The organism is Jeongeupia sp. USM3 (assembly GCF_001808185.1).
Lineage (GTDB): Bacteria > Pseudomonadota > Gammaproteobacteria > Burkholderiales > Chitinibacteraceae > Jeongeupia.
This window is the reverse complement of the sequence record NZ_CP017668.1, coordinates 2,685,778-2,707,203: the sequence shown is the minus strand read 5'-3', so window position 1 is coordinate 2,707,203 and position 21,426 is coordinate 2,685,778. Positions and strand designations below refer to the sequence as shown.

The window sequence follows — 21,426 nt, the reverse complement described above, 5'->3', positions numbered from 1 at the left end:
ACACCAATCATATCCGAACAATGCCGGCATGCAAGCCGGCATTTTCACTCAGACGGCCATCGCGTCGAACCGGCGCTGCGGTCTGGCGATCTCGTCCTGCGCCGCGACGATCTGCAGCTCGTACTCGCCGGCGGCATGGGTGGCCGCCATCACCGCGTCGACCGCCGCCAGCGTGTGCTCGAATGCCGCCTTGAGCGTATCGCCGTGCAGCAGCCGCGCCAGAAACACGCCCGACGTCAGGTCGCCGACGCCGACCGGCTGGCGGTCGAACGCGTACAGCGGCCGGCGGCCGAGCCACGCCCCGGCCTCGCTGACGACGAGCATCTCGAACTGGTCGGCCGGCTTGCCGGCGTAATCGAGGTGCTTGACCAGCACGACCTTCGGCCCGCGCGCGATCAGGTCGCGGCACGCGGCGAGTGCATCGTCGAAGGTATCGATCTCGCGGCCGGCGAGCTTTTCCAGTTCGAGGTGGTTCGGCGCCATGATGTCGGCCACCGCCGGCATGTGCTCGACCAGATACTGCTGGATGCCCGGCTGCACGACGCAGCCCTTCTCGGGATGACCCATCACCGGGTCGCACAGGTAGACCGCCCGCGGGTTGGCCGCTTTCACCCTGCGCACCGCCTCGATCACGTACGCCGCCTGTTCGGGCGCGCCGAGGTAGCCCGACAGCACCGCGTCGCAACGATCCAGCGCGCCGATCGCGGCTATGCCGTCGACCAGCGCGGTGATCTGCGACTGCTCGAGTGCCTGCCCGGCCCAGCGGCCGTACTGGGTGTGGTTGGAGAACTGCACGGTGTTGATCGGCCAGACGTCGACGCCGAGCCGGCGCATCGGAAACACCGCCGCGCTGTTGCCGGCGTGGCCGTAGACGACGTGGGACTGGATGCTCAGGACATGTTTCATGGGGACTCCCGCAATGCAAAAGCCCGGCCACCAGGGCCGTGCCTGTCAATTCCGGCGAAAACCCGCTCAGTCGGCGAGCGAGCCAAAGCAGTTTGCGCCCGCCCGAAGCACAGGAACCGGAATGGACACGTGGTCCATGAGGATTCCGAGCATCGGACGGGTGCAAAATGCGCAGGCGCAGCCGCCGAATGAGCGGGTTTCAGTCTTGCCAGACGACGAGGCTGTAGTGCTTCTTGCCGCGACGCAGCAGCGTGTACCGGCCGAACAGGCGCTCGCCGTCGGCAAACGCGTGATCGATCGCATCGGCCTTGGCGCCGTTGATCGCGACCGCGCCGCTGGTGATGAAGGTGCGGGCCTCGCTCTTCGACTTGGCCAGCTCGCCGGCGACGATCGCGTCGATCAGGCCGGTATCGCGCGGCAGGCTCACGCTCGGCATGCCGTCGAGCGCCAGCTGCTCGAAGTCGTCCTGCGTCAGCGACGCCAGGCTGTCGCTGAACAGCGATTGCGAAATCCGCTGCGCCGCAACCACGGCATCCTGGCCGTGCACCAGCGCGGTCGCGGCTTCGGCGAGGATGCGCTGCGCCTCGGGCTTGCCGTCGCGCGCCTTGTCGGCGGCCTCGATCGCGGCGATCTCTTCCATGCTCAGGAAGGTGAAGTAGCTCAGGAACTTGTACACGTCGGCATCGGCGGTGCCGAGCCAGAACTGGTAGAACTTGTAAGGCGAAGTCTTCTTCGGGTCGAGCCACACCGCGCCGCCTTCGGTCTTGCCGAACTTGGTGCCGTCGGACTTGGTCACCAGCGGCAGCGTCAGGCCGAACACCTGCTGCTGGTTGCTGCGGCGGGTCAGGTCGATGCCGGCGGTGATGTTGCCCCACTGGTCCGAACCGCCGATCTGCAGCCGGCAGCCATGCTGGCGATTGAGTTCGACGAAATCGTAGCCCTGCAACAGGCTGTAGCTGAATTCGGTGAACGAGATGCCGCTCTCGTCACGGTCGAGCCGCTGCTGGACCGACTCCTTCTTGATCATCGCATTGACCGAGAAGTGCTTGCCGATGTCGCGCAGGAAATCGAGCACGTTCATCTTGCCGAACCAGTCGTGGTTGTTCGCCATGATCGCGGCATTGCCGCCTTCAAACGACAGGAAAGGCTCGACCTGCTTGCGGATCCGCCCCACCCAGCCCTCGATCACGTCGGGCGTGTTGAGCTTGCGCTCGGTCGCCTTGAAGCTCGGGTCGCCGATCATGCCGGTCGCACCACCGACCAGCGCGATCGGCCTGTGGCCGGCAAGCTGGAAGCGCTTGAGCACCAGCACCGGAACCAGATGGCCGAGGTGCAGGCTGTCGGCGGTCGGGTCGAAACCGCAGTACAGCGTCACCGGGCCCTGTTCGAGCAGCGCGCCCAGCGCTTCGGTATCGGTCACCTGGGCAATCAGCCCGCGTTCTTGCAGTTGCTGGATCAGTGTGGACATCGTCTATTCCTGGCTTGCGGCCCGCCGGCGAGCCGCTCATATGCGCCTCCCGGCGCGGATTCAGCCGCAATGATAAAGGCTGTCGCGGCGCGCGGCCATCGTGCACGGGACACATCGCCGCCGCAGCACGGCAAAAAAAACGGGTACGGCAAGCCGTACCCGGTCCGGGGGAAGACGCGGCTAGCTGTGAAGGTTCAATAGGTTGTTTCGGGTGTTCACCCGGAGAAGTTCTGCGAGACTGGAAATCGCCAAACCCCCAGTCACAGAACAAGACACCGGATGAACACACATAAGAATGCCCGACTGACGTATCTGCGTCGCCTGGAAATGGTTCAGGACATCACCGAGCATGGTTTGTCGACCGCGGCGGCGGCGGCACGCCATGGCGTAAGCGCGGTCACCACCCGCAAGTGGCTGGGCCGCTATCTGGTCGGCGGCGCGGCTGCCTTGCTCGACAAATCCTCGCGTCCCGAGCGCTCGCCACGTGCCATTGCGCCCAGCGTTGCCCTGACGATCATCGAATTGCGTCGCAAGCTGTTCCTGCAGGCTCGCATCGCAAGCTATATCGGCGTGTCCAAAGCAACCGTCAGTCGCGTGCTGCGACACGCAGGGCTATCGCGGTTAAGCGACCTGCAGCCCGCAGAGCCTGTGCAGCGCTACGAGCGCGAAACGCCCGGCGAACTGCTGCACGTCGACATCAAGAAGCTCGCCCGCTTCGAGCAGGTCGGCCATCGCATCACCGGCGATCGTCGCCAGAACAGCCGAAACAGCGGCTGGGAATATCTGTTCGTGGCGATCGACGACCATAGTCGCATCGCCTTCACCCGACTCTACCCCGACGAGCGCCGCGCCAGCGCCATCGACTTCCTGCGTGCGGCCAACGACTACTTCAAAACGCTGGGCGTACCGCTCCAGCGCCTGATCACCGATAACGGGCCCGCCTTCCGCTCCCATGACTTCGGCCGCGTTTGCGTTGAACTGGGCATTAAGCAGAGGTTCACCCGCGCCTACCGACCGCAAACCAACGGCAAGGCCGAGCGCTTCATCCAGTCCGCGCTGCGCGAATGGGCCTACGGCCAAACCTATCAACACTCGGATGAGCGCGGCGCAGTCCTGAGGTATTGGAGTCATTATTACAACTGGCACCGTCCGCATCACGGCATCGGCTGCCACGTGCCCATGTCCCGTCTCTCAGCAACGAAAAACAACGTCTTGACTCTTCACAGCTAGACGGTTTCGACCGCGATCAGCCGGCGGATATGGCCGAGCAGCTCGTCTTCCTGATAGGGCTTGCCGAGGAAGACGTCGACGCCGAGCTCGAACGCGTAGTTCCGGTGCTTGTCGGCGGTCCGCGAGGTGATCATCACGATCGGCGTCGAGCGCGTACCTTCGTTGTTGCGCACATTGCGGGTCAGCTCGAAGCCGTCCATCCGCGGCATCTCGATGTCGACCAGCATCACCGCCGGCGTGACGTCCTGCAGCTGCTGCAGTGCGTCGACGCCGTCCTTGGCGGTCACGACCTGGAAGCCCTCGCGCGCCAGCAGGCGCGAGGTGATCTTGCGCACGGTCAGCGAATCGTCGACGACCATCACCACCGGCGCGGTTTCGAGCCGCTCGGGCACGGCGCTCGCGCGCAGGCCGGTCGCCACCTCGCCGCGCGCCAGCAGCGTGATCGGGTTCATGATCGGCACGATGTCGCCGTTGCCGAGCACCGTCGCGCCGACGACGCCGGGAATCCGCGCCAGTTGCGGGCCGATCGCCTTGACGACGACTTCCTGATTCTTGACCAGCGCGTCGACGTGCAGGGCCATGCGCGCCGCGCCGGCGCGCAGCAGCAGCACCGTCGAGAAGCGCTTCTGCTCGGGCACCGTCTCGGCGTCGCCGACGAGACGCGGGAAATAGGCAAACGGATAACTTGCACCCATCCACGTCTGCACGCGGTGCTGGTACAGCCCCGCCAGCGCTTCCTGCTTGAGTTCCTGCACCTGCTCGATCATCACCGACGGAATCGCGAACTGGAGCCCGCCGGCCTTGACCAGCAGCACCTGCGTCACCGCCAGCGTCAGCGGCAGATGGATCGTGAACGTCGTGCCGGCACCGGCGGTACTGGCAACCTCGATGCTGCCGCCAAGGTTGCCGATCTCGTTGCGGACCACGTCCATGCCGATGCCGCGGCCGGACAGCTGGGTGACGTTCGATGCGGTCGAGAAACCCGGCTCGAAAATCAGCTGCGCCAGCGCCACGTCGGAAACGTCGCCGCCGATCAGCCCGAGCGCTTCGCCCTTGGCGCGGATCCTGGCAAAGTCCAGACCGCGGCCGTCGTCCCGCAGCGTCAGCACCAGCTCGTTGCCTTCCTGGCGCACTTCGACGAACACCTCGCCGAACTCGGGCTTGCCGGCGGCCAGCCGGACGTCGGTATCCTCAAGGCCGTGGTCGATCGCGTTGCGCAGCATGTGCTCGAACGGCGAGATCATCTTTTCCAGCACGCCGCGGTCGATTTCGACGCGGCCGCCGCGCAGCTCGAGGTTGACCTTCTTGCCGACCTCCTTGCCGGTCTGCCGCGTCAGCCGGTACAGCCGATCCGACACGCTCGAGAACGGCACCATGCGCACGCGCATCAGGCTCTGCTGCAGCTCGCGCGTCATCCGCCCCTGCGCGGTCAGCGCACCGGCCGAGTCGTCGAGGTTCTTCAGCAGGCCGTGCTGGATCGTCGCGACGTCGTTGACGCTCTCGGCGATAAAGCGGGTGATTTCCTGCAGCCGGGTAAAGCGGTCGAACTCGAGCGGATCGAAGTTCGCATGGTTGTCGTCGATCTCGCGCGAGCGTGCCTGCATCTGGCTCTCTGCCTGGATTTCAAGCTCGCGCAGCTGGTTGCGCAGCCGGCCGACGTTGTCGGTCAGCTCCAGCAGCGATGTCTTCAGCGACAGCATTTCGGCCTCGATCCGCGAACGCGCGATCGCGACCTCGCCGGCCTGGTTGACGAGCTGGTCGACGAGCTCCGACTTGACGCGGATCGTCGCCTTGCCGTCGGTTTCGGCGGCGGTCGGCAGCAGGTTCGGCACCGCCGGCGCCTGCGGTTGCTCGGCGGGAGCCTGCCCGCGGCCGCACAGCACGTCGTAGAGGGCGACAACCTGGTCGTAGTCGGTGTCGAGCTCGTCGAGCAACGCCGGCGTCAGCGTCGCCGTCGCGGCGAGCAGCCGGCTTTCCATCCGGTGCACCGCCTCGCCCAGACGCATCGCGCCCGACATCCGCGCACTGCCCTTGAGCGTGTGCAGCACGCGCTTCAGCGTCGCCGCGGCGGCCTCGTCGGCAGGCGCGCCATGCAGCGCGCGCAGCTGGGCGACGAGTTGCGGCAGCAGCTCGTCGGCTTCTTCGATAAAGACCGGCAGCAGTTGCTCGTCGATGTCGTCGACCACGCCATGCTCGTCGTGCGGTGCAGCGGACGGCTCGTCGCCGAGCAAGCTGGCCAGCGGCGACCTGTCGTCATCCGCGAGCGGCAGTGGCGCGGGTTGATCGGCATCGTCCGGCCCGGCATCGGCCACGACCGCCTCAGGCGCGAACGCTTCAATCGCCTGCAGAGCAGGCGTCGGTTCGGGTAGCGCCTCCTCGGATGGCAAGGCATCGATTGCGGCACCGGCCGTCTCATCGGCAGCGTCCATGTCCGCCACGGCATCGGCAGTCGCATCCACGGCTTTGCCGCCGTGATCGAGCAGACCGTCGAGATCGAGCGTCAGCGCCTCGTCGACATCCGGCACGCCGGCGTCGAACACGGCGGGCTCATCCGCTACCGCGTCAAGGTCGGGCACCGCATCGGCGCCATCGAGAACATGCAGGTCGGCCAGATCGAGCACCAGCGCGTCATCGGCCTGCGGCGGCACGGTGTCGAGCGCGTCCTTCTCAACGTCGTCCGTCAGCGTCACCGCCGCATCGCGGTCGGGCACCGCATCGGCGCCGTCGGGAAGGTGCAGGTCGGTCAGGTCGAGCACCAGCGCGTCATCGGTCTGCGGCGGCACGGTGTCAGGCGCTTCCGGCTCGCCGTCGTCCGTCAGCGATGCAAAGTCGAGCGTGAATCCGGACGTCGCGTCGATGCCGTCGAGGATCTGCAGGTCGGCGAGATCGGCAACGTCGTCGGCAGGCGCCAGGCCGTCGGAGGCCGCGGCATCGTCGAGCGCCAACAGCCCGGCAAGCTCGGTGGCCGGTTCGGCGGCCTGCGCCTCAACCGCCGAAGCGGCCGTCCCGTCGGCCAGGCCGGCCTGCGCCCCGGACTCGAGCGACAGCGTGTCATCGGCATCGCCGGCGAATTCGGCCGGCCCGGTCGCCGGATCGTCCGTTTCGGCGGGTACCACCAGTTGGGCATCGCGCAGCGCCGCCAGCCGGGCCAGCGTCTCGGCCGGGTCGGCGGGCGCCTGCAGCGCCAGCACGGCGGCAAGCATCTCGCCGAGCACGTCGATCGCGTCGTCGACCGCGTCGGCATGGTAGACGAGCTGCAGGTCCAGCGACTGCAGCGCGCCTTCGATCGCATAGGCAAGCTCGCCCATCGGCCGCAGGCCGGCGGTCGACGCGATGCCGCCGAGCGTGTGCGCGGCCAGCTCGACGTTCGCGGCCAGCGGCTTGCCGGCACGCAGCGCCAGTTGGCCCTGCCGCAGCGTCTCGATATAGCGCTGCGCCTCGTCGCGGAACAGCGCAAACAGCGACGCGGACACCGTGACCTCGCCGATCCGGACCTCGTCGGACGGCTCTGCGTGCGCTTCGGCAACCGGTTCGGCGACGGGCTGGGGTGCGGGCGCCGCCACACCGGTGCGCAGCGCATTGGCGCGCGCCAGCAGTTCATCGGCGGCGACGACGGCCGAGCCGGCCTCGCCGAGCTCGCGCACCCAGCCTGCGAACGCGTCGTGCGCGTCGGCGACCAGTGCGAGCAGCGATGGCGACGCCGGCACCTCGTCCTGCAACCACTTGTTCATCACCTGCTCGATCGCCCAAGCGACGTCGCCGAGCTGGGTCAGGCCGACCATTCGGCCACTGCCCTTGAGCGTATGGAAACCGCGCCGGATCACCGTCAGTGCATCGCGGTCGCCCGGTGCCGTGCGGCAGCGTTCGAGCTGGCCGGCGATCGTCGCCAGCACTTCGACGGCCTCTTCGAGGTAGACGTCGAGCAGCTCGGCGTCGATCGCTTCGTCCGACTGCGGCAAGGGCCTGGTTTCGACCACTGCCACCTCGGCCGGCGCCGGCGCAGCCAGCGACGCCTCGGCTTCGAGTTCCTGCTCGGCCGCTGCCGCTTCGGCAACGACCGTATCGCCGCACATTGCCGCCAGCGATGCGGCAATCAGCCGGTCACGGTCGGGGCGGCCGGACTCGAGCGCGTCGATATAGAAACCGAGGCTGGAGAATGCCTCGGCAAGGGTTTCCAGCTCGGCCGGTTCGGGCTGCGCGGTGCCGGCCGCGTAGTCGGTGATCCGCGACCGGCAGGCGTCGAGCAGACGCGCCGCGCCGTCGCATTCGAGCATCGCCAGCGCACCGAGCGTCTGGCGCAGGCTGGGTTCGAGTTCGGCCAGACCGGCGCCCGAATCCGGCGTGCGGAAATAGCCGTCGAGCACGTCCTCGACATGACGCAGGTTGTTGCGCATTTCCTGCGCCAGCTGCGCCCGCAACAGGCGCTCCTGCGCCTGCCGGCTCACCGCATCGAGATGCGGCACGTCGCCGTCGCTGCCGGCCAGTCGCGCGGCCATCGCCTCGACCTGGGCGGCAAAATCGCCGGCCTGGTTCGGATAATTGGCGAGCGCGTTGTCGACCAGCAGCAGCGCGGTCGCCATTTCCAGCGCGTCGGCCTCGACGACGCCACGCTCGGTATAGCGGCGGCAAGCGGCCTGCATCGCTTCCCACAACGCCGGCAGGCCGGCGATCCCGAGCGGCTGGCTCGCCGCCGCGAGCCGGTCCAGCTCCGACTGCAGCGCAGGCAGACGCTCGCTCTGGCCGGCCGCGGCACGCGACCATATCTCGCGCGCGGTGCCGAGCTCGTCGCGCAACATCGTCGCCAGACCGAGCCTCGCTTCGCTTTCCGGCGACAGCGCCGCCGAACCGCTGCCGCCCGGCAGCAGCGCATCGAGTCCGAACGCCAGCCGCAGCCGCTGTGCCAGCGCCGACGGTGCATCGCCGGCGGCCAGCACATAGAGCAGATCGCGGAACAAGCGTTCGGCAACCTTGCCCGAGCCGTCGGCAAGCCGACGCAGCTGCAGGTTCAAACGCATCAACAACTGTTTCGGATCGACATCGCCCCGGACCGGCAGCGCTTCGGTGACGGCGGCGGCGCTCCACCAGAACACCCGCGCCAGGCCGGCAGGCTGCACCGCCGCCAGTTCGGCGAGCGCGCGCGCCATCGGCGCAGTAGCGGCGTCGTCGCCGCGTATCCAGCGCAACAGGCCCGATTCGTAGCGGCCGCGCTGCTGGCGGACAAAGGCGGCGCGCACGTCGGCGGCCAGCCCCTGCTGCGGCAGGCCCTGCGGCAGGGCCAGTTCGCCCAGACGCGGAAAAAACAGTTCGGCAGCGCCTGCGTCGCCACCACGGGCGGCGGAGAGTTCGGCAAAGCGCGGGGCCAGATAGAGCGGAACGTTCGGCGCACCGGCAGCGATGCGTTCGAGGAAGCGGCTCGCGTCCTGGATCGCCGCCTGCGCCAGCGCCAGCGCCGCTTCGGCGACGTCGCCCGCGGCAGTCCCGGCGATCAGCTGTTCGATTTCTTCGCAGAAGCGGGCCAGCCCGTCGAGCTCGACCATCTGCAGCGCGCCGAAACACTGGTGCAGATGGGTCTGGGCATGCTTGAGCAAGGCCGCGTCCGGCTCGTTGCGGTACTGGCCGAGGGCATCGGCGGCGCGGGTCAGCGTCTGGTCGATTTCGCTCTTCACCCAGACCAGCGAGCCGCGGTCAAATTCGGTATGAACGCTCATGGCGGGTTCTCTTCATCGTGGCCCGGCGAATCGGGCGGGAGCGGGGACCATGCGGCCCCCGATTCGTGCAGGAATCAGGCGAGCTTGAAGCCGGAGACCGAGTCCTTCAGATCCTGCGCCAGCCCGGAGAGCTGGCCGACGATCTGCGCCGACTGCTGGGTGCCGGTCGACGTCTGGCCGGTAATCGCCAGAATGTCGCGCATCGACGCATTCACCCGCGCAGCCAGATCTGTCTGGTCTTCGGTTTCGTGGGCGATCGACTCGATCAGCCTTGCCAGCTCGCCGGTAACCCGGCGGATTTCCGACAGCGCCGCACCGGCCGCGTCGGACAGCTTGGCCCCTTCGACCACGCCCTGGGTCGACACTTCCATCGCCGCGACCGCGTCGTGCGTGTCGGTCTGAATGGTCTTGACGATCGCGCCGATCTGCTTGGTCGCCTCGGCCGAGCGTTCGGCCAGCCGCTGCACTTCCTCGGCAACGATCGAGAAGCCACGGCCGGCTTCACCGGCAGCCGCAGCCTGGATCGCCGCGTTCAGCGCCAGCACGTTGGTCTGTTCGGTAATGTCCGAGATCAGTTCGACGATTTCGCCGATCTCCTGCGAGCTTTCGCCGAGGCGCTTGATTCGCTTGGCGGTCTCCTGGATCTGCTCGCGGATTTCGCCCATGCCCTTGATCTGGTTCTGCACCGCATCGGCGCCCTTTTCGGCGGCGAGCAGCGACGCCTGCGCCACGTCGGCCGACTGCGAGGCGTTGCCCGACACGCCCTGGATCGATTTCACCATCTGCTCGACGGTGCCGGTGGTGCCGTTGATCTCGTTCGACTGCCGTTCGGCCGCGGCCAGCAGGTCGCTGGTCACGCCCTGCGCCTCGTCGGCGGCGCGGGTCACCTGCTCGGTGGCGCGGTTGATCTCGGTGATCAGCGCCCGCAGCTCTTCGATCGTGTAGTTGACCGAGTCGGCGATCGCGCCGGTCAGGTCTTCGGTCACCGAGGCGCGCACGGTCAGGTCACCGTCGGCGAGGTCGGCCATTTCGTTCAGCAGCCGCAGAATCGCTTCCTGGTTCCGCTTGTTCTCGCCTTCCGACGCGACGCGGCGGCGAACGGCCTCCTGGTTGAACACGCGCACCAGCAGGTACAGCGACAGCAGCGCAACGCCGATCAAGGCCAGTTCGAGCACCGAGGTCAGGACGCCGCCGACCTTGTTCTCGTAGGCGTCGGCCAGCGCGATGGTGTCCTTCAGCAGCGGCTCGGAATCGCGGACGATCGCCTGGTTGGCCAGACGGGTGTTGACCAGCGGCTGCATGTTCTTCGAGAACGCGCTGACGACGATTTCGAAGTCGTGGAACAGCGCGCGGATTTCGCCGAGCTTGTCGACCAGCGCCGAGCTCGAAACCGGACGGACCTGCAGTTCTTCGCTGCCGTCGTTGAAACCCTTGATGATGTCCGAAAATGTCGATACGTCCTTGCCGAGCAGGAACACCACCTCGGGGTTGATCAGTTCGCCGGCGAGCATCGCGTTGGCGTTCTTGGCCATCCGCTGGCTCAGCATCGACAGCTGGTTGGCATAGTCGAGCTCGCGGATGTTGCCGCCGGTTTCGCCGAGCATCGACGTGAACTGCTGCGTCAGCTCGAGCAGCTTGGCGTCGTTGGTGTTGATGCCGTTGACGCTCTTGCCGATCGAGATCAGCGCGCTTTTCTGCTTGAGGATGGTGTCGACGCTCGGGTGGCTCGGGCTCGGCGCATAGCTCGCCGCCCAGGTCTTGCCGATGCGGTCGAGCACGTCGTCCGGGCCGGCGCCGAACAGACCGAAGAACGCCCCGCCGCGCTTGAGCACTTCCAGGTTGTCGCCGAACTTCTGGTACGAATCGCTCAGCACGACGAAGGCCTCGGCGTTGCCCTGTACCGCCTGCGTCGATGCCCGGGCAATCCGCTGCGACAGCATCTGCATCTCGGTTGCGGTCGAACGCCGTTCGGCGTTGTGGCTCGACGACTGGAATGACAGGAAGGCGACAATGGCGAACAGACCGACCGAGCCGATCAGCGCCAGCAGGAAGATCGCCATCTGCTGCCGGCTCGGCAGGTGGCCGACCAGCGGCACCGGCTTGAGCACGCGCGCCTCGTCGACGTCGGGCAGGCGGATTTTCTCGAGAATCCACGTCGTCTTCAGCGACTCGTATCCGGCCTGCGTTCCGGCCTTCTTGCCGAACAGGTCTTTCAGGCGATCCAGTTTCAGGGCCATGATGCGCGTCTCTTCCCGTATTTGATTTATTGCCCGGCCTGCAGGAAGCCGGGATCGCTGGCAAGGGCCGCAACGTCGAGTGTCAGCCAGCGCTGACCGGCGACGTCACGGTAAACCGTGGACGCGCGCGGGTGCGTCGCGTCGTCCACGCTCAGATCCGACAGGTGCTTGAGGCCGAGCATGCGCTCGACCAGCACCGCCGAATGCAGTATGTGCTTGGGGTGCAGCAGCATCAGCCGCGCCAGCGGCGACGGCGTCAGCGCCGGACCGCCGAAGAATGCCGACAGGTCGGACACGCTGACGAGGTTGCCGCGCAGATTGGCGACGCCCTTGAACCACGGCTGGCTCAGCGGCAGCGGCGACACCGGCGGCACCGGCATCACCTCGGCCACGTCGGAGAGATCGACCAGCCAGTTGTCCTGGCCGATGCGGATCCCGAGGCGTGTATTGACCTGGGCCGTGGCGGCGGCGCTCTTGAGCCGGGCCACCACCCCTTCCTGATATTCGCGCAGGCTGATCCGCTTGGCCATGGCCGGCTCCGCTTACAGCGCCGCGATCTTGCTGAGCAGTTCCTGCGGGTCGACCGGTTTGACCACGTACTCGGCCGCCCCCTGGCGCTTGCCCCAGACCTTGTCGGTTTCCTGGTTCTTCGACGTGCACATGATCACCGGAATGTGGCTGGTCTCGGTATCACGGGTAATCGTGCGCGTCGCCTGAAAGCCGTTCATGCCCGGCATCACCACGTCCATCAGGATCAGGTCGGGCATCAGTTCCTTGACCCGGGCCACTGCATCCTCGCCGGATTCGGCGGTGACAATGGTGAAACCGTTCTTGGTCAGCAGTTCGCCCAGGAAATGGCGTTCGGTCGGCGAATCATCGACGATCAGGATTTTCTTGATGGTCATGGCGGTAGTCTGTCGCTTGGAATGGGGTTCAATCAGCGCTGCTGCACGTGCTCGCCGACGGCGGCCAGCAGGCTGTCCTTGGTAAACGGCTTGGTGAGGTACTGGTCGGAGCCGACCATCCGGCCGCGCGCGCGGTCGAACAGGCCGTCCTTGCTCGAAAGCATGATCACCGGGGTGGCCTTGTAGCGCGGGTTCTTCTTGATCAGCGAGCAGGTCTGGTAGCCATCGAGCCGCGGCATCATCACGTCGACGAAGATCAGTTGCGGCTGGTGGTCGCTGATCTTGGCCAGCGCGTCGAAGCCGTCCTCGGCGAGAATGACCTCACACCCGGCCTGACCAAGGAAGATTTCGGCGCTGCGGCGGATGGTGTTGCTGTCGTCGATCACCATCACCTTGACCCCGGCGAGTCCAGACATGCTGCTCCTCCAGCGGGCCAGACGTACTCGGCGTCAGCCCCGTTCTTGTTCCGGCACGATAGCCGGAATTGTCGTTCGTCCGATCATACCGGCGGATTTTTGCCGGCGCCAAGCCCGCCGCCACAATCGCGCGAAGCCGATGTTTAAATAAGACAAATCTGATCGTGGCGCGCCGGAGGGAAGCAGAAAAAAAGAAACCCCGGCCCAAGGGGAGAATGACCGGGGTATACATACGCCCCGGCATGAAGCCGGGGCACCCGCTCAGGGAGGAAAAGCGGGAGGTGCAGGGGCGCACCTAGCTTTCAAGATAGAAAGGTGACCTTAAAGCGCAAGGCGATTCAGGCGCCGTCCGTCGATTCAATGCCGGCAGCATGGTCGTCATCGGCAGCAGCGGCCTGCTGCGCCGCAGCAAACCAGGCGCCGACGACCTGTTCGGTTCGCTCGACACCCTGTTTTTTCAGGCTGGAAAACAGCTGGACGGTCACGCGCGGGTCGCCGTTGAACTCGGCCTCGACCGTGCGCAAGGTCTTGATCTGCTCCTGCTTGCTCAGTTTGTCCGACTTGGTCAGCAGACAGTGCACCGGCTTGCCGGTCGGCAGGAACCAGTCGAGCATGCGCCGGTCGCGCTCGGTCAGTGGTCGGCGCGCATCCATGATCAGCACCAGGCCGATCAGGTTGTCGCGGTTGACGAGATAGTGGCCGAGCAGCTTTTCCCAGTGGGCACGCACGTTTGCCGGCACCTCTGCGTAACCGTAGCCGGGCAGGTCGACCAGACGCCGCTCGCTGCCGAAATCGAAATAATTGATATGCTGGGTCCGGCCCGGCGTCTTCGAAACGAAGGCCAGCCGGGTATGGTTGGCCAGCGTGTTGATCGCACTGGATTTGCCGGCGTTCGAGCGCCCGGCGAAGGCCACCTCGAGTCCTTCCTGCGGCAGCGCGGAAAGATCGTTGACGGTGGTGAGGAACTGCAAACCGCGAAACAGCGACATGGTATTTTGTTTGGTAAAAAGTCTTGTTATAGAATAGCAGGATTTGGTTGCAAACCGGCACCCAGAGCCGGGGCCGCTTGAGGGAGCAGAGCTATGCGCAGCGCGACTGTCGCAGCATTCGTTGCAATGTGGTTGGCCACGTCGGCGGCCTACGCCGACCAGCCCAAGGTCGATATCGCCGCGGGCAAGCAGAAAGCCGAGGCGGTCTGTGCCGCCTGTCACGGCGTCGACGGCAACGCCGTCGCCTCGACCTACCCGCGCCTGGCCGGCCAGCACGAGCAGTACCTGTACAAACAGCTGGTCGAGTTCAAGAACGGCACGCGCAACAACGCGGTGATGCTCGGCATGACCGCGACGCTGTCGGATGCCGACATGCGCAATGTCGCCGCCTATTTCGCCAGCCAGCAGCCGAAGGCGCTCGGCGCGTCGGACAAGACCCAGATCGAGGCCGGCAAGAAGATCTATCGCGGCGGCGTTGCCCAGACCGGCCTGCCGGCCTGTATGGCATGCCACGGCCCGGCCGGCACGGGCATCCCGGTGCAGTATCCGCGGGTCTCGAGCCAGCATGGCGCCTATATCGAGGCCCAGCTGAAGGCCTTCCGTTCGGGCGAGCGCAAGAACAACAGCGTGATGACCCAGGTCGCCAAGAAAATGAGCGACGACGAGATCAAGGCCGTCGCCCAGTACATGCAGGCACTGAACTGAGTGCGCAGCCGGTGAACCTTTGCCGGCATTCACTCACCAAGAGGGGCGGCCATCGCCCCTTTTTTTCTTTATGACTACGAAAAAACCTTCCCGTCACCATCCGGCTCCGTTCGGACGGGCGCTCTTCGAACTGTTCTCGTCGATGCGCTTTGCAATCAGCCTGCTGACCGTGCTGTCGATCGCCTCGGTGATCGGCACCGTGCTCAAGCAGAACGAGCCCTACGTCAATTACCGCTTCGAGTTCGGCGACTTCTGGTTCCGCATCTTCGAGCCGCTGGGCCTGTTCGACGTCTACCACGCCAGCTGGTTCCTGCTGCTGCTGGCCTTCCTGATGCTGTCGACCGCACTGTGCATCTGGCGCCATGTGCCGGGCATGCTGCGAGACATCCGCGGCTGGCGCGAGAAGGCCGGGCGCAATTCGCTGCGGCTGATGGCGCACCATGCCGAAACGGACGGCGAAGCCGACCGCGATGCGGTGCTGGCACACCTGACGCAGTCCGGCTTCCGCTTCAGGGCCCGCGAGCACGACGGCGTCTGGCAGGTCGCGGCCAAGCGCGGCGCGTGGCAGAAGCTCGGCTATCTGTTCGCGCACGCTGCAATCGTCGTGATCTGCGTCGGCGGCCTGCTCGACGGCAATCTGCCGCTCAAACTGATGGAGCTCGCCGGCTACAAGACACCGGAAACGCGCGACATGCCGCAGGGCCAGGTGCCGGCACAAAGCCGGTTGAGCGACGGCAACCTGTCGTTCCGCGGCAACGTGACCGTCCCCGAGCGCGCGGCGGCCGACGTGATCTTTCTCAACGCCGGCAACGGTTACTTCGTCCAGGAACTGCCGTTCGCGATCCGCCTCAAGGCCTTCCACGTCGACTATTACAGTACCGGCCAGCCCAAGCGCTTCGCGTCGGACATCGACATCCTTGATCGCCGGACCGGCAAGCTCCGGCAGAGCGGCACCATCGAGGTCAACAAGCCGATGACCGTCGACGGTGTCGCGATCTACCAGGCGAGTTTCGGCGACGGCGGCTCGCCGCTGAGCTTTGCCCGCTGGGACCTCGGCAACGGCAGCGCAACGCCACTCGAAGCGCGTTCGCAGGCCAGCAGCGCGCTGACGATCGCCGGCCGGCCGTACAAGCTCGAAACCGGCGACCTGCGCGTCTTCAACATCGAGAACATGGGCAAGCCCCCGGCCGACTCGACGCAGTCTGCGGTTTCGGTCAACCGTTTCGAGCAGGCGCTGTCGCAGGCGGCCAGCGTCAAGGGCGAGCACAATCTGCGCAACCTCGGCCCGTCGGTGCAGTTCAAGCTGCGCGACGCGACCGGCCAGGCCGTCGAGTACCTGAACTACCTGGCGCCGCAGCAATTCGACGACCACCTCTACCTCGTCACCGGCATGCGCCGCGAAGTCGCCCAGCCGTTCGCCTTCATCCGCATGCCGCTCGACTCCGAAGGCAAGGTCGACACGTTCATGCGCGTGCGCCGGACCCTGCTCGATCCGCAACAGCACCCGGCGATCGCCAAGGCCACCGCCGACGCGGCGTTCCGCGACGGCGCGTTCTCGGCCACCAGTCAGGCGCAGTTCGCCGAAGTGGCCCGCAGCGTGCTGGCGCAATTCGGCAACGGCGGCTTCCCGGCGCTCGAACGCTTCCTCGACGGCAAGGTGCCGGCCGATCAGCGCCAGACGGTCGCGCAGACCTATCTGAAGATACTCCAGGGTGCAGCGGTCGAGGCGTTCGCGCAGGCGCAGCGCCAGGCCGGACTCGCGCCGCTGCCGATGAACGAGGCCAACTACCGCTTCCTGATGGACAGCCTCGTCGCGACCAGCAACCTGTTCGACTACGGCCCGGCGGTCTACCTGCAGCCGACCGGCTTCACCCAGGTGCAGGCGAGCGGCTTCCAGCTGACGCGCTCGCCGGGCAAGACCGTCGTCTACATCGGCTCGATCCTGCTGGTGCTCGGCATTTTCTGCATGTTCTACATCCGCGAGGAACGGCTGTGGGTCCGGCTCGAGGCCGGCCGCACGCTGGTCGCGATGACCAGCAACCGCCGCAACGCCGACCTCGATCACGCCTTTGCCGCGCACCGCGCGGCACTGCTACCCAATTCCGCGCACAGCGCGGCGCCGCCCCAGCCCGCACAGCGCGGTGCGCAGCCGCACCAGCCGGAGCACGGAGAATCCGCATGACCACGTTACAAGCCAAACGCCCCATCGGCACCGTCGCCTTCGCCGCGCTGGTGCTGGTCGCCGCGATGATCAGCTTCGGCCGCTATCGCGGCGCGATGGACTACTACGAGCAGGGCATCCTGCTCGCCAGCGCGGCCGGACTGATCTGGTTCGGCCGCTTCTGGCCGGCGATGCGGCGCTTCCTGCCGCTGTGCGGCGCGATCGCGCTTGCGGCGATCGAGCTGTATGACCGCGACCTCGCCCGCGGCAGCAGCAACTTCTTCCTCAAGTACCTGCTTGCCAGCCAGTCACTGGTGATGTGGATGTGCGTGCTGTTCTTCCTCGCCACGCTGATGTACTGGGTCGGGCTGCTGCGCCGCAGCGAAAGCAGCCTGTCGATCGCCTCGGGGCTGACCTGGGCCGCCGCCGCCGCGTCGCTGAGCTCGAGCCTGGTGCGCTGGTACGAGGGCTACCTGATCGGCCCCGACGTCGGGCACATCCCGGTCTCGAACCTGTACGAAGTGTTCGTGCTGTTCTGCCTGATCACCGCGCTGATGTACCTGTACTACGAGGCGCGCTTCGCCGCGCGCAGCATGGGCGCCTTCGTGCTGCTGGTGATCAGCGCCGCGGTCGGCTTCATCCTCTGGTACTCGTTCGATCGCGGCGCGCATGAAATCCAGCCGCTGATCCCGGCGCTGCAGTCGTGGTGGATGAAGATCCACGTCCCGGCAAATTTCGTCGGCTACGGCGCGTTCGCCATTGCCGCCACGCTCGGCGTCGCGCAGTTGCTGGTCTCGCGCGGCATCCTGACCAGCAAGCTGCCGAGCTACGACACGCTGGGCGAAGTGTCCTACAAGGCCATCGCCGTCGGTTTCCTGTTCTTCACGATCGCGACCATCCTCGGCGCGATGTGGGCCGCCGACGCCTGGGGCGGCTACTGGAGCTGGGATCCGAAGGAAACCTGGGCGCTGATCGTCTGGCTCAACTACGCCGCCTGGCTGCACGTCCGGCTGGTCAAGGGCTGGCGTGGCAACGTGCTCGCCTGGTGGTCGGTGATCGGCCTCTTGGTGACCACCTTCGCCTTCCTCGGCGTCAACATGTTCCTCTCCGGCCTGCATTCGTACGGCGGCCTGTAAACCGCCCCGCCCGCCGAAAAAGCCCGCGCAATGCGCGGGCTTTGCGTTTGATACAACACTGGGCGAGCACGTTCACACGCATGTAGTCCGTAAGCCTATGCTACGAAAACGCACCGGCAGCGCCCGAACAGCCAGTGCGACTTTCACCGCGAAGCAGGCCGGGGGAGGACACATGGACACAACGATCTACCACAAGACCGCCAAAGCCCAGCAGGAATTGACGACGCGCAGCGACCTGCTCAGCTTCAAGGCCAGACAGCTCCTGATCATGATCGACGGCCGACGCGACGTGGCCGCGCTGCGCCAGTTCGCACCGGCGGCAACCGACGTCGACGCGACGCTGGCGCGCCTGCGCGAACTGGCACTGATCGCCGAACAGGCCGGCGCGCCGCTGACCGCCCCGCCCCGCACGGCCGGCGGCCTGCCCGAGCCGGCCAGGCTGGCCCGGATCAGAACGCTGGTCCAGGACAGCACCCGCACCTACCTTGGCGACGGCTGGCTCGGCCGCCTCGACGCCGCCTTCGACGCACTGACGGACGCCCCGGCATTCGAGCAGCTGCTCGACGACTGGCAAACGGCCTTGCGCCGCTCCGGCCACCGCGGCGTCGCCGACCGGGTTCAGCGCGAAATTCACGATGCACTGATCTGATTCTTTCAAAACAAGTCATTTTTCAGCGAGTGCGGCAGCGACTGCGGCCTCGCCCTGGCCTTGCCGCGCTGCGGGGCGGGTCCCGACGCTGTAATATATTCGTCAGATTGTTCGCATACAGCGAGGAAGGACCGGCATGCAAGGCGTGGTGTACCGCAAGACTCCGCAGGGTCTCGCCGAGATGGTCAACCGTTCGAGCGGCCTGGCGGCCAAATCCCGCCAGTTGCTGATCCAGATCGACGGCATCAAGACCACCGACCAGCTGATCACCACGCTCACCGGCCGCGAGCTGCTGCAGGCGCTGCTCGAACTCGAATGGGACGGCATGGTCGAGAAGATCGCCGGCCAGATCGGCCCCGTTCCGGCGCCCGCCGCTGCGGCAAGCCCCCCGCCCGAACCAGGCCCGGCGGCACTGGGCAGCAAGCAGCTCGCGCAGATCCGCCAGATCGTCTACATCAGCAACAACACCCACCTGCGCGGCGAACTCGACGACTGGATCGACCGCGTGCTCGGCCAGTGCACCGACCATGCCGGCCTGCAGCAATGCCTGCAGCACTGGCAGTCGCTGATGGACAGCCGCGGCCACGGCGCCGTCGCACAGAGCTACCGGCAGCAGATCAACGCGATTCTGCGCCGCTGAGCATTGCCGTTGCGAGCAGGGCCTCGACAGCGGCCCAGTCCGGCGGCGCGCCGGCGGCGACGATGAACTCGACGCGCGAATCGCGCCGGTAAGCCGACACCGCGGCGCCGCTCATGCCGTCGACCCAGTCGAACCGGTACCAGTCGCGCTCGGTGTTGAACACCCCCTTCGCCCGGGTCAAGCCCGGCAGCAGCAAGGGCGCGGCCTCGAACAGCTCGACCAGCAAGGCCGAATCGAACTGCGTCTCGGCCGGGAACAGCCAGCCGCAGCTCTCGGCGCCGAGGCTGGTCTGCAGATTGCGCGCCGGCCAGGGCTGTGCAGCCGCGCGTGCGGGCGCGGCGCGGCGCGGCGCCAGCGCGTGGGAGCCGGGCTGCGGTTTTTCGGGCCAGCGCCCGGTCTGCAGCGCCAGATCGAGCAGCGCGGCATCAAAAGCCCCCTGCCTGGCCGCGACGACGGCCTGTTTGGGCGGGTACAGCGCCTCGGCCAGGCGCATCGCCCGCGCCAGCTGATCGGCATCGGCCAGATCGACCTTGTTCAGCACCAGCACGTCGGCGAGTTCGATCTGGTCACGCCAGGTTTCGTGCGTGGTGTAGCGCGCATCGTCGAGATGGCGCGGATCGACCAGCGTGACGACCGCCTGGACCGCATAAGCCTTGGAGAGAAAGGGGTCGCGCAGCAGATCGACGATGCCGGCCGGATGCCCGAGCCCCGACGGCTCGATCAGCAGCCGGTCCGGCCGCCGGCCGCGCGCCAGCTTCGTCAGCGTCGTGCGCAGCATCGGGCTCGTGGTGCAGCAGATGCAGCCGCCGGGCACTTCGGCGACATTCAGCCCGTCGCCGCTCGCCGACAGCGTCGCGCCGTCGATGCCGACCTCGCCGAACTCGTTGACGATCACCGCCCAGTATTCGCCGGCGGGCTTGTCGGCCAGCAGCCGGGTCAGCGCGGTGGTCTTGCCGACCCCGAGGAAGCCGGTGATCAGGTTGACCGGTATCAGCGCATTCATAACCACTCCAGCAAAGGCTGCCACTGGCCGTAGTCACGCTCGAAACGCGGACGGGGCAGGTCGAACAGCGCCAGCCCGCGCGGTTGCAGCTGTACGTAGAGCTGGGTGTCACGAATCGTCGCCAGCAGCGGCAGGCCGGCGTCGTGGGTGAAGGCGGCGAAATCGCGCGCCGTCTGCGTGCGGGCATTGACGCGCATGCCGATCAGCGCGATCTCGACCTTGCCCTTGCGCACGCGCTTCTCCTCGCCCAGCCGGGCAAAGAAGTCGGCACTGGCCCAGCGGTCGAACGCCGCCGGCTGCATCGGCACGACGATGCGATCGGCGGCGTGCAGCGCCGCGTCGAAGGCCTTGCCGTGCAGGCCGGCCGGGCTGTCGAGCACCTGCACCGCATCGGCAGGCAGACGGTCGGCAATCTCGTCGCGGCCGCGGATCGGCGGAAAGCGTTCGGGCCGTTGCTGCAGCCAGCGCAACGACGACTGCTGCCGATCCAGATCGCCCAGCACCACCGGGCGACGTTGCCAGGCAAACCACGCCGCCAGCTGGGTGGCTACCGTGGTTTTGCCGCTACCGCCCTTGGGGTTGGCGACCAGAATCGTCTGCATGGATCAGTCCTTGGGCGCGGGCTTGTGCGCGCGGGTTTTGCTGTCGTCGGTATGCAGCTTCTGCATCGCCGCACCGGTATCGCCGGCAAGCAGCAAGGGCAGGATGTGGTGCGCCCGGATCAGCGCATCGTCGATCGCGGCCTGCTCTTCCTTGCGCGGCGGCTTGAGCACGAAATTGACGACCTCGTTGCGCTCGCCCGGATGGCCGATGCCGATCCGCAGCCGCCAGTAGTTCGGGGTCGACAAATGGGTGCCAATATCGCGCAGCCCATTGTGGCCGCCATGCCCGCCGCCCTGCTTGAGCTTGATTTCGCCCGCCGGCAGGTCGAGCTCGTCGTGGACCACGAGGATTTCGTTCGGCAGTATTTTGTAGAACTGCGCCAAGGCGACCACCGACAGGCCGCTCTTGTTCATGTACGTCTGCGGCTCCAGCAGCCAGACCTCGTGCCCGGTGAAACGGGCGCGCCCGGCCAGGCCGTGGAACTTGGCGTCGTGGCGCAGCGAAACGCCGGCATCGCGCGCCAGCTGGTCGACCCACCAGAAGCCGGCATTGTGGCGCGTTGCGGCATATTCGGCACCGGGGTTGCCCAGGCCGACGATCAGTTTGATTGGAGACATCGGGACTATTGCGGATGGCCCGCCCAAGGCAGGCAAGGCCACCATGATAACGC

At 66.7% G+C, this 21,426-nt stretch carries 17 protein-coding genes; 6 read left to right on the top strand and 11 right to left on the bottom strand.

Annotated features, from left to right (window positions below):
* Window positions 1-48: 48 nt before the first annotated feature.
* Window positions 49-906, bottom strand: a complete 858-nt coding sequence (gene pdxY, locus BJP62_RS12740) for a pyridoxal kinase PdxY (RefSeq protein WP_070530121.1) — start codon at window positions 904-906, stop codon at window positions 49-51.
* A 199-nt stretch (window positions 907-1,105) separates the two neighbouring features.
* Window positions 1,106-2,374: a tyrosine--tRNA ligase gene (tyrS, locus tag BJP62_RS12735; protein WP_070530119.1), complete on the bottom strand. Its 1,269-nt coding sequence runs from the start codon at window positions 2,372-2,374 to the stop codon at window positions 1,106-1,108.
* Window positions 2,375-2,653: 279 nt separating this feature from the next.
* Between tyrS and BJP62_RS12730 the strand changes: the two genes are divergently transcribed.
* Window positions 2,654-3,604: an IS481 family transposase gene (locus BJP62_RS12730; protein WP_070530118.1), complete on the top strand. Its 951-nt coding sequence runs from the start codon at window positions 2,654-2,656 to the stop codon at window positions 3,602-3,604.
* Here BJP62_RS12730 and BJP62_RS12725 read toward each other — a convergent pair.
* The 6 genes from BJP62_RS12725 to yihA form a co-directional block, all read right to left on the bottom strand.
* Window positions 3,601-9,312, bottom strand: a complete 5,712-nt coding sequence (locus tag BJP62_RS12725; protein WP_070530115.1) for an Hpt domain-containing protein — start codon at window positions 9,310-9,312, stop codon at window positions 3,601-3,603. The two genes, BJP62_RS12730 and BJP62_RS12725, sit on opposite strands and share 4 nt — an antisense overlap.
* A gap of 74 nt (window positions 9,313-9,386) precedes the next feature.
* Window positions 9,387-11,549: a methyl-accepting chemotaxis protein gene (locus BJP62_RS12720; RefSeq protein ID WP_070530114.1), complete on the bottom strand. Its 2,163-nt coding sequence runs from the start codon at window positions 11,547-11,549 to the stop codon at window positions 9,387-9,389.
* 26 nt (window positions 11,550-11,575) lie between these two features.
* Entirely contained in the window at window positions 11,576-12,079 is a 504-nt protein-coding gene (locus BJP62_RS12715; protein ID WP_070530112.1) for a chemotaxis protein CheW, read from the bottom strand.
* A 12-nt stretch (window positions 12,080-12,091) separates the two neighbouring features.
* On the bottom strand, window positions 12,092-12,448 hold the full coding sequence (locus BJP62_RS12710) for a response regulator (RefSeq protein WP_203538122.1): 357 nt from the start codon (window positions 12,446-12,448) through the stop codon (window positions 12,092-12,094).
* Window positions 12,449-12,486: 38 nt separating this feature from the next.
* Window positions 12,487-12,870 carry a twitching motility response regulator PilG gene (pilG, locus tag BJP62_RS12705; protein ID WP_070530109.1) on the bottom strand — a complete coding sequence of 128 codons (384 nt, stop codon included), beginning with the start codon at window positions 12,868-12,870 and terminating at the stop codon, window positions 12,487-12,489.
* Window positions 12,871-13,208: 338 nt separating this feature from the next.
* Complete coding sequence (gene yihA / locus BJP62_RS12700; protein WP_070530107.1) at window positions 13,209-13,859, bottom strand: ribosome biogenesis GTP-binding protein YihA/YsxC; 651 nt, start codon at window positions 13,857-13,859, stop codon at window positions 13,209-13,211.
* A 93-nt stretch (window positions 13,860-13,952) separates the two neighbouring features.
* On the opposite strand from yihA, the gene BJP62_RS12695 reads away from it, so the two are divergent.
* The 5 genes from BJP62_RS12695 (at window position 13,953) to BJP62_RS12675 (ending at window position 19,150) form a co-directional block, all read left to right on the top strand.
* Complete coding sequence (locus BJP62_RS12695; RefSeq protein WP_070530106.1) at window positions 13,953-14,564, top strand: cytochrome c; 612 nt, start codon at window positions 13,953-13,955, stop codon at window positions 14,562-14,564.
* Between the two features lie 70 nt (window positions 14,565-14,634).
* Complete coding sequence (locus BJP62_RS12690) at window positions 14,635-16,746, top strand: cytochrome c biogenesis protein ResB (RefSeq protein WP_083300908.1); 2,112 nt, start codon at window positions 14,635-14,637, stop codon at window positions 16,744-16,746.
* Window positions 16,743-17,861: a c-type cytochrome biogenesis protein CcsB gene (ccsB, locus tag BJP62_RS12685; protein WP_070530102.1), complete on the top strand. Its 1,119-nt coding sequence runs from the start codon at window positions 16,743-16,745 to the stop codon at window positions 17,859-17,861. Before BJP62_RS12690 ends, ccsB begins: the two co-directional genes overlap by 4 nt.
* A 172-nt stretch (window positions 17,862-18,033) precedes the next feature.
* A complete protein-coding gene (locus tag BJP62_RS12680) occupies window positions 18,034-18,510 on the top strand; it encodes a hypothetical protein (RefSeq protein ID WP_070530101.1) in 477 nt (158 codons plus the stop codon).
* 136 nt (window positions 18,511-18,646) lie between these two features.
* A complete protein-coding gene (locus BJP62_RS12675) occupies window positions 18,647-19,150 on the top strand; it encodes a hypothetical protein (protein ID WP_070530099.1) in 504 nt (167 codons plus the stop codon).
* On the opposite strand, the gene BJP62_RS12670 is transcribed toward BJP62_RS12675, so the two are convergent.
* Genes BJP62_RS12670 through pth form a run of 3 tightly spaced genes read right to left on the bottom strand, consistent with a single transcriptional unit; the run spans window position 19,128 to window position 21,373 of the window.
* Entirely contained in the window at window positions 19,128-20,153 is a 1,026-nt protein-coding gene (locus BJP62_RS12670; RefSeq protein ID WP_070530097.1) for a GTP-binding protein, read from the bottom strand. The two genes, BJP62_RS12675 and BJP62_RS12670, sit on opposite strands and share 23 nt — an antisense overlap.
* On the bottom strand, window positions 20,150-20,755 hold the full coding sequence (locus tag BJP62_RS12665) for a ParA family protein (protein ID WP_070530096.1): 606 nt from the start codon (window positions 20,753-20,755) through the stop codon (window positions 20,150-20,152). Before BJP62_RS12665 ends, BJP62_RS12670 begins: the two co-directional genes overlap by 4 nt.
* 3 nt (window positions 20,756-20,758) lie before the next feature.
* Window positions 20,759-21,373 carry an aminoacyl-tRNA hydrolase gene (gene pth / locus BJP62_RS12660; RefSeq protein WP_070530094.1) on the bottom strand — a complete coding sequence of 205 codons (615 nt, stop codon included), beginning with the start codon at window positions 21,371-21,373 and terminating at the stop codon, window positions 20,759-20,761.
* Window positions 21,374-21,426 lie beyond the last annotated feature (53 nt).

Excerpts from the sequence above, each read along its gene's own strand:
- pdxY (WP_070530121.1), bottom strand. The coding sequence starts at position 906 with ATGAAACATGTCCTGAGCATCCAGTCCCACGTCGTCTACGGCCACGCC.
- tyrS (WP_070530119.1), bottom strand. The coding sequence starts at position 2,374 with ATGTCCACACTGATCCAGCAACTGCAAGAACGCGGGCTGATTGCCCAG.
- BJP62_RS12730 (WP_070530118.1), top strand. The coding sequence starts at position 2,654 with ATGAACACACATAAGAATGCCCGACTGACGTATCTGCGTCGCCTGGAA.
- BJP62_RS12725 (WP_070530115.1), bottom strand. The coding sequence starts at position 9,312 with ATGAGCGTTCATACCGAATTTGACCGCGGCTCGCTGGTCTGGGTGAAG.
- BJP62_RS12720 (WP_070530114.1), bottom strand. The coding sequence starts at position 11,549 with ATGGCCCTGAAACTGGATCGCCTGAAAGACCTGTTCGGCAAGAAGGCC.
- BJP62_RS12715 (WP_070530112.1), bottom strand. The coding sequence starts at position 12,079 with ATGGCCAAGCGGATCAGCCTGCGCGAATATCAGGAAGGGGTGGTGGCC.
- pilG (WP_070530109.1), bottom strand. The coding sequence starts at position 12,870 with ATGTCTGGACTCGCCGGGGTCAAGGTGATGGTGATCGACGACAGCAAC.
- yihA (WP_070530107.1), bottom strand. The coding sequence starts at position 13,859 with ATGTCGCTGTTTCGCGGTTTGCAGTTCCTCACCACCGTCAACGATCTT.
- BJP62_RS12695 (WP_070530106.1), top strand. The coding sequence starts at position 13,953 with ATGCGCAGCGCGACTGTCGCAGCATTCGTTGCAATGTGGTTGGCCACG.
- BJP62_RS12690 (WP_083300908.1), top strand. The coding sequence starts at position 14,635 with ATGACTACGAAAAAACCTTCCCGTCACCATCCGGCTCCGTTCGGACGG.
- ccsB (WP_070530102.1), top strand. The coding sequence starts at position 16,743 with ATGACCACGTTACAAGCCAAACGCCCCATCGGCACCGTCGCCTTCGCC.
- BJP62_RS12680 (WP_070530101.1), top strand. The coding sequence starts at position 18,034 with ATGGACACAACGATCTACCACAAGACCGCCAAAGCCCAGCAGGAATTG.
- BJP62_RS12675 (WP_070530099.1), top strand. The coding sequence starts at position 18,647 with ATGCAAGGCGTGGTGTACCGCAAGACTCCGCAGGGTCTCGCCGAGATG.
- BJP62_RS12670 (WP_070530097.1), bottom strand. The coding sequence starts at position 20,153 with ATGAATGCGCTGATACCGGTCAACCTGATCACCGGCTTCCTCGGGGTC.
- BJP62_RS12665 (WP_070530096.1), bottom strand. The coding sequence starts at position 20,755 with ATGCAGACGATTCTGGTCGCCAACCCCAAGGGCGGTAGCGGCAAAACC.
- pth (WP_070530094.1), bottom strand. The coding sequence starts at position 21,373 with ATGTCTCCAATCAAACTGATCGTCGGCCTGGGCAACCCCGGTGCCGAA.